The organism is Janthinobacterium woesei (genome assembly GCF_051380875.1).
GTDB lineage: Bacteria > Pseudomonadota > Gammaproteobacteria > Burkholderiales > Burkholderiaceae_D > Janthinobacterium.
Map to the genome: position 1 here is coordinate 122,897 of NZ_JBNYXW010000016.1, position 15,168 is coordinate 138,064.

Below are 15,168 nucleotides of genomic sequence, written 5' to 3' on the forward strand. Positions count from 1 at the left end.
ATAAAAGCCCGGAGCGATCCGGGCTTTTATCGTTATTGGCGCTCGAATATGGGCGCTCAAGCAGGGGTGCTTAGTGAGGTGCGCTGCCCAGCCGGCGGATGCTGCTGGAACGCTGCATGCTGCGGCTGATGCGCGGGTCGCCGTAGTAGCTTACTTCACCCGAACCGCCGATGCTGATGCTCAAGTCATCCTTGGCCCACACTTCGGCCGCCCCCGAGCCGCCGATGCTCACCTGCACATCGCGGGCGGCCAGGCGGCCCGCCTGGATATTGCCCGAACCGCCGATCGATGCCGCCAGCTGCCCGGTCTTGCCGCTGGCGGTAAAGTTGCCGCTGCCGCCGATGGCCACCGAGACCATGCGGCTGTCGAGTTCGCGCGTGCTGATGGAGCCGGAGCCGCCCACATCGAAGCGCAGTTTGTCGGCGCGCAGGCCGGCAGCAACAACATTGCCCGAGCCACCGACGCTGATGCGCTCCACGTGGCGCGCCTGGATGACGATGGTCAAGCTGCTCTGGCGAAAGTTGCTGTTGCGCCTGGCGGGCCGGATGCGCAGGGTGCCGTTTTCCACTACCGTGTCGATCAGGGGCAGGATGTTGTCGTCCGCCTCGATGGTAATGCTGTCGGTGTTGCCGATACGCAATTCCACGTTGCCTGGCACATTCAGCGCCACGCCATTGAAGCTGCCCACCTCGCGCGTCTGTTTTTGCAGCTTGCCGCTGCCTTGCACGCTGTTGCCCGACATCCAGTCCAGCGGCGAGGCCAGCGCCGGCGCGGCGGGCAGCGCCAGGGCGCAGGCCGCCAGCAGCAGGGTGCGCGCGGCGCGGGCATGGCGGAGGTGGAAAATTGCGTGTGTCATTCTTGCTCCCTGTTTAGAATTGTCTGTATGCATGGTATGCCAGCCGGCCACGCTTGCGTACTGCGCTGCGACAGACTGCGGCACTGGCGGCGCAGAATGCAAGAGGATGCGACAGGATGGCATGAGGTATCATGCCGGTATTGGACATACGACGACCGGCACGTGCCGGTCCCACTACTGGAATTACATGCTGATCATCACCATCAAACAGGGCAAGGAAAAGAGCTTGCTGGGCCAATCGTGGATTTACGCCTCCGCGATTGAAAAAGTCGAAGGCAAGCCGCAGGAAAAAATGAAGCCTGGCTCGACGGCCATCGTGCAAAGCTCGTCGAAGCAGTTCATCGCCCGCGCCGCCTACAATTCGAAGTCGCAGATCCGCGCGCGCATCTGGAGCTTCAAGGAAGACGAGCCCGTCGACCACGCGCTGATCAAGCGCCGCGTCAAGGCCGCCATCGAAAAAAAGTTAGCGGCCATCAAGAAGGCGGGTGAAAACCAGCTGTTGACCCTGATCAAGGGCGAAGACGAGGGCTTGCCGGGCCTGGTGGTGCAACTGTTCGGCGGCGTGCAAGGCTACCTGATCTGCGAATTTAACGCCGGCGGCGTCGATGCGTGGAAAGTGGCCATCGTGCAATCGCTGATGGCCTCCACCGGTTGCGCCAATGTGTACGAGCGCTGCGACGACCTGATGCGCAAAGGCGAAGGCTTGCCCCGGATCGACGGCGCGCTGGCAGGCGAAGAGCCGCCCGATGAAGTCATGCTGACGGACAACGGCGTGCGCTATGCGCTGGACCTGAAGACTGGCCATAAAAGCAAGTTCCGCTGAAAATCGCGGTGGCAGAGTGAAAAAGCCGGCATCGATTGCCGGCTTTTTCATGTCCGTCACTCCAAAGGCACGCTGCGGTACTTATTCACTTCCAGCGCCGATACGGCCGGCGCGTCGTTGTCCCACGCCGCGCGCAGATAGGTGACGACGGCGGCCACTTCGCCATCGTCCATCACGGGACCGAACGGTGGCATGCCGTAGGGGCGGGGGTTGCCTGTCGTGCCGGGCGCGAAGCCGCCGTTGAGCACGAGGCGGATGGCATTCACGGCCGACGCCGTCGTCAGCGCGCGGTTGCCGGTCAGTGGTGGGTAGCCGGGCGGCACGCCCTTGCCATCATCCTTGTGGCAACTCGCGCATTGCGCCGCATACAGTTTTTCGCCCAGCGCCAGTTGCTGCCTGGCTTGCTCCGATGCATCGCGCGGCACGCGTGGTGCCGCTTGTGCCGGGCCGGGCAGGCTCTTCAGGTACACGGCCATGGCTTGCACGTCACTCGTTCCCAGGTGCTGCAGGCTTTGCCGCACCACCTCGGCCATCGGGCCGAAGACAGTGGCGCGCGGCGAGACGCCCGTTTGCAGCAATTGCACGATATGCGCCGTGTCCCAGTCGCCCAGGCCCGCTTCCGCGTCCGACGTCAGCGAAGGGGCGTACCAGCCCAGCACGGGGATCAGGCCACCTGAGAGGCTGTCGTCGCTGCCGCCCAGGGTGGTGCGGCTGCTATGGCAGGCGCTGCAGTGGCCCAGGCCCTGCACCAGGTAGGCGCCGCGGTTCCATTCCACGCTTTGCGCGCTGGCGGGCTGGTACACGCCCGGCGTGAAGTACAGCGCGCGCCAGGCGGCCAGGGCGAGCTGCTGGTTGTAGGGGAAGCGCAGTTCGTGCGGCGCATTCGCCTGCCTGTGGGCGGGCACGCTCTGGAAGTAGGCGTACAGGGCGTCGCTGTCCTCGCGCCGCACCCTGGTGTAATTGGTGTACGGAAAGGCTGGATACAGCAGGCGGCCGTCTTTCGACTTGCCGTTGTGGATGGCGCGCCAGAAATCGTCGGCCGTCCAGCTGCCGATGCCCGTCTCCCTGTCGGCCGTGATGTTGGGCGACAACACCTTGCCGAACGGCGTTTGCAGCGCGCGGCCGCCCGCGTAGGCCACGCCGCCGCGCGTCGTGTGGCAAGCCATGCAGTCGCCCGCCTTGGCCAGGTAGGCGCCGCGCGCAATCAGTTGCTCGCCGCTCAAGGTGCTGGCCGGGGCGGGCGGGCCGAGGTCGTCCGCCGGCCACAGGATGAATGTGGCACCAGTGGCAACGATGGCTAGGCTGGCGATGCTGATGAGCCACTTTTTCATGGCGCCACCTGCGCCGTGGAGCCGGGCACGCCGCCACAGTGCAGCGGCAATGGCAGGGCGATGTTGTCGGCGGGGCGGGCGTCGGCGCTGGCCACTTGCGTGCCCAGCCAGGCCGAGACGGCGCCCACGTCGGCGTCCGACAGGCGCTGGGCGATGTGCGCCATGCAGTCGGGCGCCTGGGCGCGGCGGATGCCGTTCTTCCAGGCGCCAAACTGGGCGTTGATATAGTCGCGCGGCAAGCCCAGCAAGCCGGGGATGGCGGGCGCCGCGCCGGCCAGCTTCTCGCCATGGCAGGCGATGCAGGCAGGAATTTTTTTCGCACGATCGCCTTGCAGCACCAGTTGCTTGCCGCGCGCCAGGGCCGCCGTACCGGCGTTGCTGGACTGGGCCGGTGGCGGGGCAGGGTGCTGCGCGGCGAAATAGGCGGCGATTTCGCGCAAGTAGTCGTCCGGCAAGTGTTCCACCATGTAGTTCATCATCGGATAGTGGCGCCGTCCTTCGCGAAAATTCAGCAACTGGTTATACAGGTAGCCGGCCGGCTTGCCGGCGATGCGGGGAAAGAAGGCATCATGGCGCTCCTGCTGCGCATGGCAAGCCGTACACGCCTTGATGCGCTGCTCCAGGCTGTCGTGGCTGGCCGAGACAGTTGCGGGTGCGGCCAGCGCCATGCCGGGCAGCCACGCCGTCACGGCGCAGAGGATGAGTGAGAGCCTGAAAATGTTGAATCGCATGAGGTGTCACCTGTCTGTGCTGGCCGGGGCTGCTGGCGTCATTGCCAAGGATATACTGTGTGCGGATATTGGAACAGGATCAGTTGTGCAATAAAACTACGGATCAGTTTTACGGGATGCAGGGGAGCGGGTGTGAAGCGATATGAAGCGTTGGCGGAAGAGATCGCCGTCATGATAGCCACGCAGTTGCTGCTGCCTGGTGAAAAGTTGCCGTCCGTGCGCCAGCAGCATGCGCGGCGCGGCGTCAGTCCGTCGACGGTGTTCCAGGCGTATTATTTGCTCGAAGCGCGCGGCATGATCGTCTCGCGTCCCCGTTCCGGTTATTACGTGGCGCCGCAGCGCGCCGCGCTGGCGCCCGAGCCGGACAGCTCCCGCCCTGTCGACGCCAGCACCACCGTCGATGTCAGCGACCTGGTGTTCGAGGTGCTGGGCGCCGTCGGTGCGCGCGACATCGTGCCGTTCGGCTCGGCCTTTCCCAGCCCGCATCTGTTTCCGATGGACAAGCTGGCGCGCGCCGTCTCGGCCAGCATGCGCCGCCTCGACCCGTGGAGCACCGTCACCGACCTGTCGCAGGGCAATGCCGAGCTGCGCCGCCAGATCGCCCTGCGCTACCAGCTCGACGGCGTGCTGGTGTCCAGCGACGACATCGTCATCACGAATGGCGCTCTGGAAGCGCTGAACCTGTGCCTGCAAGCCGTCACGCGGCCCGGCGACACGGTGCTGATCGAGTCGCCCAGCTTCTACGCCTGTTTGCAGGCGCTGGAGCGGCTCGAACTCAAGGCCGTCGAGATTGCTACCAGTCCGCGCGATGGCGTCGACCTGGCGGCGCTGGAAGAGTTGCTGCTACGCCATCGGCCCAAGGCGTGCTGGCTGATGCCGAATTTCCAGAATCCTCTGGGCAGCCTGATGCCGCCGGAAAAGAAGCGCGCGCTGGTCGAGCTGCTGGCGCGCCATGCGGTGCCGCTGATCGAGGATGATGTGTATGGAGAGTTGTATTTCGGCAAGCAGCGTCCGGGCCTGACGAAAAGCCATGACAGCGCGGGACTGGTGATGCACTGCAGTTCGTTTTCCAAGACCCTGGCGCCCGGTTTTCGCCTGGGCTGGGCCGTGGCGGGGCGCTTTGCGCGCCAGGTCGAGCGGCTGAAACTGACCACCAGCCTGTCGGCGCCGATTCCGCTGCAGATGGCGCTGGCCGATTATCTGGCGCAGGGCGGCTACGAGCGCCATTTGCGCCAGTTGCGCCTGACCCTGGCGGCGCAGCAAAATACCATGCTGCAAGCCATCGCCCTGCATTTTCCGCCCGGCACGCGCGTCACGCGGCCGCAGGGCGGCTATTTCGTCTGGGTGGAGATGCCTGTGGGCATCGATGCGCTGGCCTTGCACCGCAGCGCGCTGGCAGCCGGTATCAGCATCGCGCCTGGCCCCATCTTTTCGGCCACGCGCGCGTTTCGCCACTGCATCCGCCTCAATTACGGCCACCCGTGGAGTGAGCAGCTGGAAGCGGCCATCGCCACCCTGGGGCAGCTGGCGCTGGCGGCGCAATCGCCGAGGCCAAAATAATCATTGCGGCACGCAAGTGTTTCATTCCAAAAAGAAATATTGCTGTTATATTGATGTATCTATAACTAATGATGGGAATGACAATGGATAATTCGCAGCCGGAAGTGGTCCGTACGCAAGATACGACGATCGCCATCCTGTCCCATATAGGCGGCCTGTTCACCAGCTGGGTGGCGCCGCTGATCATTTATCTGATCAAGAAGGACGATGCGGATAAATTCTCGGCCGAGAATGCCCGTGAAGCATTGAATTTCCAGATTACCCTGATCCTCTGGTATATCGTCTGCTTCGTCCTGTCGTTCGTGCTGATTGGCCTGTTCCTGTTCTGGGTGGTGGCGCTGGCTAACCTGGTGTGCTCCATTGTCGCGGCCGTCAAGGCCAGCAATGGCATCAGCTACCGTTATCCGCTGACCTGGCGCCTGATCAAGTAAGCGCATGCTGCCTGCCGCCTCGCGGTGGCGGGCAGATCAGGTCCAGATCAGATCAGATCAGGCTGGCGTGGTGGAGGTGTTGGCCGGCTGCGCACTGGTGCGCGCGGCTTTTTGCGGCGCTACCTTGCCGCCATCGGCGATCCAGCGGCGGTACACGCGCAGCGCCACTTGCGCATCGTCGGCCGCGTACAGGATTTGCTTTTCCGTCAGGCGCGAGGTGGCCCAGTTGGTGGTGGAGATTTTTTTCGATTTCTGCAGGTGCTGGCCAAAGAACTTGGCCACGGCGGTTTTCGCGCCCAGGTCGTTGCGCTGGCCGCCGCGCAGGGCGACGGACAGGTCGAGCACCTGTGCCGGGGCGATGCCCAGCTTGTTGCGCAGGCGCTTGACGTCGTCGGACAGGCCAAAACCCACTTTCAGGGTAGTGGTCGATTCGAGGATGGCTTTCAGTTCGGCCAGGGCTGGCGCCGGCGTGCTGCCCACCTGGAACAGGTAGGCGATGTCGTCGGTGGCCAGCTGGATCAGATGCGGTCCCGTGGAGGACTCGCCCTTCACGAAGGTCGGCTTCGATTCTGTATCGAAGCCGATGGCGTCCGCTGCCAGCAGGGCGGCCATGGCCGCCTTGGCATCGTCACTGGTGCGTACCAGCCTGACATGGTCGAGTTCGATGCCCTGATAGGGCGGCAGTGGCGGCGCGGCAGCTGTCTCCATGAAACCGGATTAGCCCTTGCGCGAGAATTTCGCGGTCAGCTGATTCAGTTTTTCCAGGTGCAAGCGATTCGCTTCTTCGGCGGCGGCGGCGTCGCGCTCGGCTTTCTTGCGCTCGGCTTCCTTCTTGAAGCGCTGCTGCAGCACTTGCGTGGCGTGGTCGCGGTGCGTTTGCGTCACTTCCGCGCCGGCTGTGCCGTCGAGGTCGTAGCGTATCTTGGCTTTTTCCATCATGCGCAGATAGCGCAGCGAACCGGTGTGGATGCCCAGCGCCGTGCGCATCAGCTTGCGGTCCAGGTCCGGCAAGCGGGCCAGGACTTGCTTGTCAATACCGATCGACAAGGGCAGGCAATCGCGGAAAGGCGGGAATTGCTCCTGGAACTGCTTCAGCAGGGCGCGCGCGGTCAAGCCGGCGGGCGCCGGTGTGGCCGCTACGGCCGGTGCCGCCGCTGGGGCTGCATCTGCTGGCGTGACAGGAGTGGTGGCTTGCTGGTCTGGCGTGGAGCTGGTCATCGACATCATTGGTTGGGCTATAAAAGGGGAGCATAGCACGCGCCACAGGCAAGCGCATTGTCTTTTTTGGCAACTTGACCTGGGGCCAGCGTGCGCACGCCTGCTTGCCTGCAGCGCAAAATGCGTGAAATGTGTATAATGTCGGCTTGCGCTGATGACATGGCCCCGTATTTGACGGTCTGTCTCAGGTGTGCAGGGGATAGGAGCAGTGCGGTGCAGGGCCATCATTATTGATATTTTTGATATCGGATATTTCGCTTATCAATTATCCATATAACTGGCCGTCGTGCATAATCTTGCTCTCCGCTGTGTCTTCACTGAACAACAATAGATTCAAGCCCGTTCTGGTACGGGCTTTTTTTCATTCCGCAATGTACATCGCTTATTTATCTGACCCGGCTTCGGCCCCGCCGCTCCTCATGCCGGATGCGCGGGCTTTGAACGTTCTGATAGACAGGCGCCGCTGCCGTTGAGGGCAGCCGCAACAACACGCTCCATCGAGTCCGGTTTCGCAGGCTTAGGTGGAATCATTCACTTCGCGCCGACACCATCTGGTCTCGCATTAAGAGATATCTCATGAAGAATACGCCAAAAACTTTAACGTTGTCCGCCAAGGCGCCACGCCCAGCCGCGGCGCCACTTGCCGTACCACAAACGACTTTATCTTACTTCATCGATAATGCGCAAGCGAATCCGGAAGCCACCGTCACCACGGCGCCGACCGTAGTCACGGTGGTCAAGAAAAGCCGCTCGCGCCTGGCAGCCGTGCCGTCGGCCGACATGACTGCGGAAGCGCCAGTTGCCGCAGCGGTCGCCGAGGCCGTTGCCGAGGCCGCCGAAGCGGTGCCCGCCAAGGCGCCGAGCGTGAAAATCGCCCCCAGCGCCAAGCTCGCCGTTGCGCCGCGCAAGGTCAGCGAAAGCGCCGCCACCAACAAGGTCGTCACCGCCGCCCGCTCGAAAGTCGTGCGCGCCAAGGTCGAAGCGGCGCCCGTGACCATCATTACCGGTGCACAAGTGGTCAGCAAGACCACCGACGCCGATGCCTTAGCTGCCATCGATACCTCGAATTATTTCTTGCCTACCGTCAAGGTGCCAGGCCGCCGTGGCCGTAAGCCAAGCGAATTTACGCCTGAAAACGATGAAGTGGCAGCACTCAACGCCGTCGAGCGCGCCGAACTGAAGGCCGTCTCGAAAGCGCGCGACCGCAAGGCCAAGGGCGGCCTGGCCGATGCCTTGGGCGATCCGGAAGCTTCGGCAGCGGATCTGGAGCGCCGCCGCAAGCAAATCACGGGCTTGATCAACATGGGCAAGGAACGCGGTTTCCTCACCTATGCCGAGATCAATGACCAATTGCCAGAAAACATCATTGATCCGGAAGCCATTGAAGGCATCATCGCCACCTTCAACGACATGGGTATCGCCGTCTACGAGCGCGCCCCAGACGCAGAAAGTTTGTTGCTGACGGACAACGTCGCTACCGTCACCAGCGATGATGAAGTGGAAGCGGCTGCCGCCACGGCGTTGTCGACGGTCGACTCCGACTTCGGCCGCACCACCGACCCCGTGCGCATGTATATGCGTGAAATGGGCGCCGTGGCGCTGCTGACGCGCGAAGGCGAGATCGAGATCGCCAAGCGTATCGAAGGCGGCCTGAAAGACATGATCCAGGCGATTTCCGCCTGCCCGACCACGATAGCCGAAATCGTTGCGCTGTCGCAAAAAATCGCGCGCGACGAAATCAAGGTCGATGAAGTGGTCGACGGCTTTGTCGACCTGAACGAAAGCAATGCTCCGGCGCCCGCCGCTGCCGCAGCACCAGCGGCCGCCAGCGGTGACGACGAGGAAGAGGAAGAAGAAGCCGAGGAAGAAGATGGCGACGCCAATGGCGGCGCGGCTGGTTTCTCCAGCGAACAGCTGGCGCAACTGAAAAAGAATGCGTTGGAGAAATTCAACGTCATTTCGATGCAGTATGACAAGATGCGCAAGGCGCCCGAGGGTTACAACTCGAAAGCCTACATCAAGGCGCAGGAAGCCATTTCGCAAGAATTGCTGGGCATCCGCTTCACTGCCAAGGTCGTCGAAAAGCTGTGCGACACCCTGCGCGGCCAGATGGAAGAAGTGCGCCACATCGAGCGCGCCGTGCTGGAACTGTGCGTCAACAAATGCGGCATGCCGCGCGCCCATTTCATCAAGGTGTTCCCTGGCAATGAATGCGACCTGGAATGGGTCGACCGCGAAGTCGATTGCAAGTATCCGTACAGCGCCATCCTGAGCCGCAACGTGCCAGCCGTGAAAGAACTGCAAAAGAAGATGATCGACCTGCAAGCGCGCGTGGCCCTGCCACTGGCCGACTTGCGCAAGATCAACAAGCAGATGGCTGCCGGCGAAAAGCGCGCGCGTCACGCGAAACGCGAAATGACGGTCGCCAACTTGCGCCTGGTCATTTCGATCGCCAAGAAATACATCAACCGTGGCTTGCAATTCCTCGACTTGATCCAGGAAGGCAACATCGGCTTGCTGAAGGCGGTCGATAAATTCGAATATCGCCGTGGCTACAAGTTCTCGACCTACGCCACCTGGTGGATCCGCCAGGCCATCACGCGTTCGATCGCCGACATGGCCCGCACCATCCGCGTGCCGGTGCACATGATCGAAACGATCAACAAGATGAACCGCATCTCGCGCCAGATCATGCAGGAAACGGGCAGCGAACCGGACCTGGCGACCTTGGCTATCAAGATGGAAATGCCGGAAAACAAGGTGCGCGAGATCATGAAGATCGCCAAGGAACCGATTTCCATGGAAACGCCGATGGGCGAAGATGGCGATTCGCAACTGGGCGACTTCATCGAAGACAACACCACTCTGGCACCGCTGGACGCCGCATTGCACGCCTCGATGCGCAATGTGATCAAGGAAGTGCTCGATTCCCTGACCCCGCGCGAAGCGAAAGTGCTGCGCATGCGTTATGGCGTGGAAATGTCGAACGACCACACCCTGGAAGAAGTGGGCAAGCAGTTCGACGTGACGCGCGAGCGTATCCGCCAGATCGAAGCGAAAGCCATGAGCAAGCTGCGCCAGCCTTCGCGTTCGGACAAGCTGAAGACATTCCTGACGCAAAACTAAATGCAGAACTAAGCATTCGGCAAGCAAAAAAAAGAGGCGCAAGCCTCTTTTTTTACGCCCGTAGCGTGCGTAGCCTGCAGAAAAGCATGCGCGCCAGGCAGGCCCATGCGGTTTTACGTTGCAGCTTGTGCAGTGCCACGCCGCTGGTGGCGGCGAGAGTCGCGGTCCTGCGATGATCACGACGCGGCAGGGCGGGCCTGCGGCAAATGGATGGCCAGCGCCGTGCCCCGGCCCGCCTGGCTATCGATGCGCAGCTCGCCGCCCAGCGCGTGGACACGTTCGCGTATGCTTTTCAGGCCGAAGGCGGCCCGCTTGCCATCATCGCCCGGCTGCATGCCGATGCCATTGTCGCTGATGCGCACGACGATCGCGTCGTCGTCCTGCGCCAGTGCCACTTCCACTTCGCTGGCCTGGGCGTGGCGCACGATGTTCGATAGCGATTCCTGCAGTACGCGGAAGATAGCCGACGTTTGGCGCTGATCCAGTCCCAGGTTGGGGGCGTCGCTGGTAATGTGCAAGCGGTAGCGGATGCTGCCGCGGCCTTCCATCTGGCGTATCAGCCATTCGGCTGCCGGCCCCAGGCCCAGCTCCAGGGTGCTGGGATGCAAGTCGTTGATGATGGTGCGCACCGAGCCGATGGTGGCGTCGATGGTGTCGAGCACGCGCTGCGCATGGCTGTGCAGGCGCGGATGGGCGCTGGCCGTGCGCGCATGCAGCAGCGAGACATCGATGCGCAGCACCATCAGGTTCTGCCCCAGGTCGTCGTGGATATCGAGTGCAATGCGGCGCCGTTCCTCTTCCTTAATCGTTTGCTGATGATCGGACAATTCGCGCAACTGGGCCAGCGAACGCTGCAGGTTTTCCTCGCTGCGCTTGCTGTCGGTGATGTCGATGCCCATGGCGATGATCATCTGCGGCCGGCCTTCGGCGTCGAAGACGGGTTTTTTATGCGTTTGCACCAGGCGATTTTCCTGTAACAGCGCGTTCCATACCAGTTCTTCGCGGATCACCACCTTATTGCTGGCAAACGCCTCCCGGTCCGCCGTGTGGAAGCCGGCGTTTTGGTGGGCGGGAAAGTGCTGCAAGTCACGCCCTTCGGCGATGTCCTGGAATTGCACGCCCCATTGCTGCTCGCACGCCTGGTTCATCAGCACGATGTGTGAATCGGCATCTTTCAGGAACAGCGACAGGGGCATCATGGCGATGATCTCTTGCAGCCGCTCTTCGCTGCGCGCCAGCGCCGCCTCCGTCTGCGCGCGCATGGCGACTTCGGCGGACAGGCGGGCATTCACATCCTGCAACTGCGCCGTGCGCAGGGCAATACGGTTTTCCAGCTCCGCATGGGCCACGCTCAGCGCCTGTTCTGCCCGCTTGTGCTTGGTCATGTCGCTGGCCAGCACCAGCGCGCCCGTCAAGGCGCCGTGGCCGTCGTACAGGCGCCGTCCGCTGATCATGGCCCAGCGCTGCGTGCCGTCAGGGTGCTGGTATTGCAGTTCGCCTATGCAACTTTGTTCTGCAGGACGCTTCAGCGGGCACAGGCGCTGCAGGGTGGCCTCGTCGTGGAATTCGCTCATGCTGCGGCCCAGCAACTGTTGCGCCGGGATACCCATCATGTCGCCCAGGCGCGCGTTGGCATGCACGATCTTGCCCCGGGCATCGGTTTGCCACATGCCGTCCTGGGCCGTCTCGGCCAGCTCGCGGTAGCGCATGGCGCTGGCGTCGAGCTGCTGGGGCGTGCTGGCCGGATGGGCGCGCAGCTTGCCTATCAGCCAGATGGACGTGCCGGCGGCGATGAGCAGCAGCAGACCCAGCCAGATACGCTCCCAGGCATCCAGCGCTTGCCAGGCCGCGCCTGCCAGCCCACCCAGCACGATCAGGAGGAGGGCGGCACATGCCGCGCTTGGCGTTTCAATCGTCCATTTGCTCATCCACACCCCTGGCGTCTTGGTTGGCCGCTGCGGAGCGTCAGGCGCCGGAGTGGGTGAAGTATCCGACACTAGTGTAATCCTTCTGTTGCTTTATTGAAACTAATTTTCCTACGGGAAATCAAAAGAGGCTGGCGCTGGCGGCGCCGGCCTCGATCTGCTGCCCGCTGTCCTGCCTTAGCCCGTATTGCGCAGGCCGGCTGCCACGCCGTTGATCGACAGCTGGATGCCGCGGTGGACCCTTTCGTCGATCTTGCTTTCACTCGACAGGGCGCGGTTGCGCTTGATCAACTCTACCTGCAAGTGGTTCAGCGGATCCAGATAGGCAAAGCGGTTCTGGATCGAGCGGGCCAGCAGCGGGTTGCCTGCCAGGCGCTCGGTATTGCCAGTGATCAGCTCCAGGCATTGCAAGGTGTTGCCATGCTCGTCCGTGATGCGCTTGTAGATGCGCTCGCGCAACTCCTGGTTGGCCACCAGTTCCGCATAGCGCGAGGCAATCGCCAGGTCCGTCTTGGCCAGCACCATGTCCATATTCGACAGCAAGGTGGCAAAGAATGGCCATTCGGCGTGCATGCTGCGCAGCGTGGCGATCTTTTCATCCTTCGCCGCACCTTGCGCCTGGTTGATCCAGGCATGGATGGCGCTGCCGAAGCCGAACCAGCCCGGCAGCAGCAAACGGCACTGGCCCCAGGAAAAGCCCCAGGGAATGGCGCGCAAGTCTTCGATGCGCTGGTTGGCCTTGCGCGAGGCGGGGCGCGAACCGAGGTTCAGTTCGGCAATCTCGGCAATCGGCGTGGCAGCGAAGAAATACTCGGTAAAGCCCGGCGTTTCATACACGAGGTCGCGGTAAGCCTTGTAGGCCAGGTTCGACAGTTCTGCCATCACGTCTTCAAACTGTGCCAGTTGGCTGTTGCGGGCCGGATTCGCTTCATGCGGCGCCAGGCTCGCTTCCAGGGTGGCTGCGACCAGCAACTCCAGGTTGCGCCGGCCAATTTCCGCGTTGGAAAACTTCGAGGCGATGATCTCGCCTTGCTCCGTCAGGCGGATCTGCCCGTTGACGGTGCCTGGCGGCTGGGCCAGGATGGCTTCGTAGCTGGGTCCGCCGCCACGGCCCACCGTGCCGCCGCGTCCGTGGAACAGGCGCAGCTTGACGCCGGCCTTCTGGAAGTCGGCCACCAGCGCCAGTTCCGCCTTGTACAGTTCCCAGTTCGAGGTGAGGAAGCCGCCATCCTTGTTCGAATCGGAATAGCCGAGCATGACTTCCTGCAACTGTCCCTGTTTGGCGATCAATTGCTTGACCAAGGGCAAGGCCATCACCCGGCTCATGATGCCGGCCGCGCGCTGCAGGTCGGGAATGGTTTCGAACAGGGGGATGACCATCAGCTCGCACGTGCTGTCGCCACCTTCAGCATTGTTGCGCCAATCCGTGCGCAGCAAGCCCGTTTCCTTTTGCAGTAGCAACACTTCCAGCAAGTCCGAGACGGTTTCCGTGTGCGAAATGATGTAGTTGCGTATCGCCCGCGCGCCGTAGCGCTGGCGGATGTCGCGCGCCGCGCGCAAGATCGCCAGTTCCGAATCTGTCTCGGCGGCATAGCTGATGTAGGGCGAATACAGCAGGCGCGGCTGCGCCAGTTCGTTCAGCAGCAGCGCTTCCTTGTCGGCCTCGGCCATGCCCGCGTAATCGGCGGCCACGCCGCTTTTGGCAAACAGGTCGGCCAGCACGCGCTCGTGCACGTCGGACGTCTGGCGCATGTCCAGCGATGCCAGGTGGAAGCCGAAAATGTCGGCCGCGCGCGCCAGGGTGGACAGGCGCGGACGCACCAGGGCCGTGCCGTGGTGCGCTTCCAGCGAGGCGACGATGGTGCGCAAATCGGCCACGAAGGCGGCCGCATCCGGATAGGTGGCCGCCGGCCCCACTTCCTTGCGCAGGATATTCGTCGCACCCAGGGCGCGCGCGGTGGCGGCCAGGCGCGCATAGATGCCGATCAGGGCGCGCCGGTACGGCTCGTCGCTGCGGTGCGGCGAGGCGTCCGGCGACTGCTCGGCCAGCGCCTGCAGTTCGCTGCTGACGCCCACCATCAAGGTCGAGACGGACAGTTCCGCGCCCAGGGTGTGCACTTCATCGAGGTAAAAGTCGAGGATGGTGGTGGCGTGGCGCGCCAGCGCATGCTGCATGGTGCCTGCGTTGACGTTCGGGTTGCCGTCGCGGTCGCCGCCGATCCAGCTGCCCATCTGCACGTAGGCAGCATGGATGGGTTTGATGGTGCCGTCGCCGTTCGGATACTCGGCAGCGATGTCGTCCTCGATATCGTCGTACAGGCCCGGCAGTTCGCGCAGGAAGGTGATGCGGTAGTAGGACAGGGCGTTCTCGATCTCGTCGGCCACCGTCAGCTTCGAATAGCGCAGCATGCGCGTCTGCCACAGGGTGGCAACGCGCGAGCGCAGCAGCTGCATGTTCGCTTGCCGTTCCTTCGGCGTCAGCGGCAGGTCGCGCTCGGCCAGCAGGCGGGCGATGTCATGCTCGGCGTCGAGGATGCTCTTGCGCTGCACTTCCGTCGGGTGGGCCGTCAGCACGGGCGCGATCAGCGCGTCCTGGAAGAAAGTGTCGACGGTTTGACGCGGCACGCCGGCGGCGCGCAGCTTTTTCAGCGCGAAGCTGATGCTGCCCTTTTGCGCGGGCGAACCGGCCAGCAGGTGGGCGCGGCGGCGGCGGATGTGGTGTTGATCTTCCGCAATGTTGGCCAGGTGCGAAAAGTAGGAAAAGGCGCGCACCACGGAAATGGTCTGGTCGCGGCTCAGTTCCTTGAGCATCGCGTCCAGTTCCAGCGCGGCACCGGCGTCCGCTTCGCGGCGAAAGCGCACCGACGTCTGGCGGATGGTTTCGACCACATTGAAGACGGCGTCGCCTTCCTGTTCGCGCAGCACGTCGCCCAGCAGGCGGCCCAGCAGGCGGATATCTTCTTTCAGCGGCGCGTCCTTGTCGGAGCCGGCCGGTGGGACTAATTCTGGTGCTACTGCGTCATTGAGCATAATAAAGAACCAAAGTAAGTGTAAAGGCAAGGGAATGAAGATCGCACCGGGCGTTTAGCCGCAGGGGGAGGGGGCGCATGATAAAATTTGTGGTCTTGAACATGGACGCTAGCCTGACTTGGCCGTATCGGCAAAGG

11 protein-coding genes are annotated in these 15,168 nt (G+C 62.9%); 4 read left to right on the top strand and 7 right to left on the bottom strand.

The annotated features are described in order from the left end of the window. Positions 1–70 precede the first annotated feature (70 nt). The gene (locus tag ACQ4W6_RS19210) at positions 71–856 is read right to left on the bottom strand and encodes a head GIN domain-containing protein (RefSeq protein ID WP_436568772.1); all 786 of its coding nucleotides are present in this window, start codon (positions 854–856) and stop codon (positions 71–73) included. Positions 857–1,043: 187 nt separating this feature from the next. On the opposite strand from ACQ4W6_RS19210, the gene ACQ4W6_RS19215 reads away from it, so the two are divergent. Then, on the top strand, positions 1,044–1,679 hold the full coding sequence (locus tag ACQ4W6_RS19215) for a class I SAM-dependent rRNA methyltransferase (RefSeq protein ID WP_436568773.1): 636 nt from the start codon (positions 1,044–1,046) through the stop codon (positions 1,677–1,679). Between the two features lie 56 nt (positions 1,680–1,735). Here the strand turns inward: ACQ4W6_RS19215 and ACQ4W6_RS19220 are convergent, their stop codons facing one another. Continuing rightward, positions 1,736–3,010 carry a c-type cytochrome gene (locus ACQ4W6_RS19220; RefSeq protein WP_436568774.1) on the bottom strand — a complete coding sequence of 425 codons (1,275 nt, stop codon included), beginning with the start codon at positions 3,008–3,010 and terminating at the stop codon, positions 1,736–1,738. Further along, positions 3,007–3,741 (bottom strand): c-type cytochrome, encoded by a 735-nt coding sequence (locus tag ACQ4W6_RS19225; protein WP_436568775.1) that lies wholly within the window; start codon positions 3,739–3,741, stop codon positions 3,007–3,009. The genes ACQ4W6_RS19220 and ACQ4W6_RS19225 overlap by 4 nt, the downstream gene beginning before the upstream one ends. 132 nt (positions 3,742–3,873) lie before the next feature. Here ACQ4W6_RS19225 and ACQ4W6_RS19230 point away from each other — a divergent pair, with 132 nt between their 5' ends. After that, complete coding sequence (locus tag ACQ4W6_RS19230; protein ID WP_436568776.1) at positions 3,874–5,301, top strand: aminotransferase-like domain-containing protein; 1,428 nt, start codon at positions 3,874–3,876, stop codon at positions 5,299–5,301. A gap of 83 nt (positions 5,302–5,384) precedes the next feature. Then, positions 5,385–5,732 (top strand): DUF4870 domain-containing protein, encoded by a 348-nt coding sequence (locus ACQ4W6_RS19235; RefSeq protein ID WP_436568777.1) that lies wholly within the window; start codon positions 5,385–5,387, stop codon positions 5,730–5,732. A 57-nt stretch (positions 5,733–5,789) separates the two neighbouring features. Here ACQ4W6_RS19235 and ACQ4W6_RS19240 read toward each other — a convergent pair whose 3' ends face one another. Further along, positions 5,790–6,440, bottom strand: coding sequence for a 3'-5' exonuclease (locus tag ACQ4W6_RS19240; protein ID WP_436568778.1), 651 nt, complete (start codon positions 6,438–6,440; stop codon positions 5,790–5,792). A 9-nt stretch (positions 6,441–6,449) separates the two neighbouring features. Then, a complete protein-coding gene (locus ACQ4W6_RS19245) occupies positions 6,450–6,959 on the bottom strand; it encodes a ProQ/FINO family protein (RefSeq protein WP_436568779.1) in 510 nt (169 codons plus the stop codon). A 567-nt stretch (positions 6,960–7,526) separates the two neighbouring features. Between ACQ4W6_RS19245 and rpoD the strand changes: the two genes are divergently transcribed. Beyond that, positions 7,527–10,076, top strand: coding sequence for an RNA polymerase sigma factor RpoD (gene rpoD / locus ACQ4W6_RS19250; RefSeq protein WP_436568780.1), 2,550 nt, complete (start codon positions 7,527–7,529; stop codon positions 10,074–10,076). A 176-nt stretch (positions 10,077–10,252) separates the two neighbouring features. Here the strand turns inward: rpoD and ACQ4W6_RS19255 are convergent, their stop codons facing one another. Both ACQ4W6_RS19255 and ppc read right to left on the bottom strand, forming a co-directional pair. Beyond that, the gene (locus ACQ4W6_RS19255) at positions 10,253–12,004 is read right to left on the bottom strand and encodes a PAS domain-containing sensor histidine kinase (protein ID WP_436568781.1); all 1,752 of its coding nucleotides are present in this window, start codon (positions 12,002–12,004) and stop codon (positions 10,253–10,255) included. A 174-nt stretch (positions 12,005–12,178) separates the two neighbouring features. After that, entirely contained in the window at positions 12,179–15,031 is a 2,853-nt protein-coding gene (gene ppc / locus ACQ4W6_RS19260; RefSeq protein WP_436568782.1) for a phosphoenolpyruvate carboxylase, read from the bottom strand. Positions 15,032–15,168 lie beyond the last annotated feature (137 nt).

Bases quoted from the DNA above. Each gene is read 5' to 3' on its own strand.
- ACQ4W6_RS19210 (WP_436568772.1), bottom strand. From the start codon at position 856: ATGACACACGCAATTTTCCACCTCCGCCATGCCCGCGCCGCGCGCACC.
- ACQ4W6_RS19215 (WP_436568773.1), top strand. From the start codon at position 1,044: ATGCTGATCATCACCATCAAACAGGGCAAGGAAAAGAGCTTGCTGGGC.
- ACQ4W6_RS19220 (WP_436568774.1), bottom strand. From the start codon at position 3,010: ATGAAAAAGTGGCTCATCAGCATCGCCAGCCTAGCCATCGTTGCCACT.
- ACQ4W6_RS19225 (WP_436568775.1), bottom strand. From the start codon at position 3,741: ATGCGATTCAACATTTTCAGGCTCTCACTCATCCTCTGCGCCGTGACG.
- ACQ4W6_RS19235 (WP_436568777.1), top strand. From the start codon at position 5,385: ATGGATAATTCGCAGCCGGAAGTGGTCCGTACGCAAGATACGACGATC.
- ACQ4W6_RS19240 (WP_436568778.1), bottom strand. From the start codon at position 6,440: ATGGAGACAGCTGCCGCGCCGCCACTGCCGCCCTATCAGGGCATCGAA.
- ACQ4W6_RS19245 (WP_436568779.1), bottom strand. From the start codon at position 6,959: ATGATGTCGATGACCAGCTCCACGCCAGACCAGCAAGCCACCACTCCT.
- rpoD (WP_436568780.1), top strand. From the start codon at position 7,527: ATGAAGAATACGCCAAAAACTTTAACGTTGTCCGCCAAGGCGCCACGC.
- ACQ4W6_RS19255 (WP_436568781.1), bottom strand. From the start codon at position 12,004: ATGAGCAAATGGACGATTGAAACGCCAAGCGCGGCATGTGCCGCCCTC.
- ppc (WP_436568782.1), bottom strand. From the start codon at position 15,031: ATGCTCAATGACGCAGTAGCACCAGAATTAGTCCCACCGGCCGGCTCC.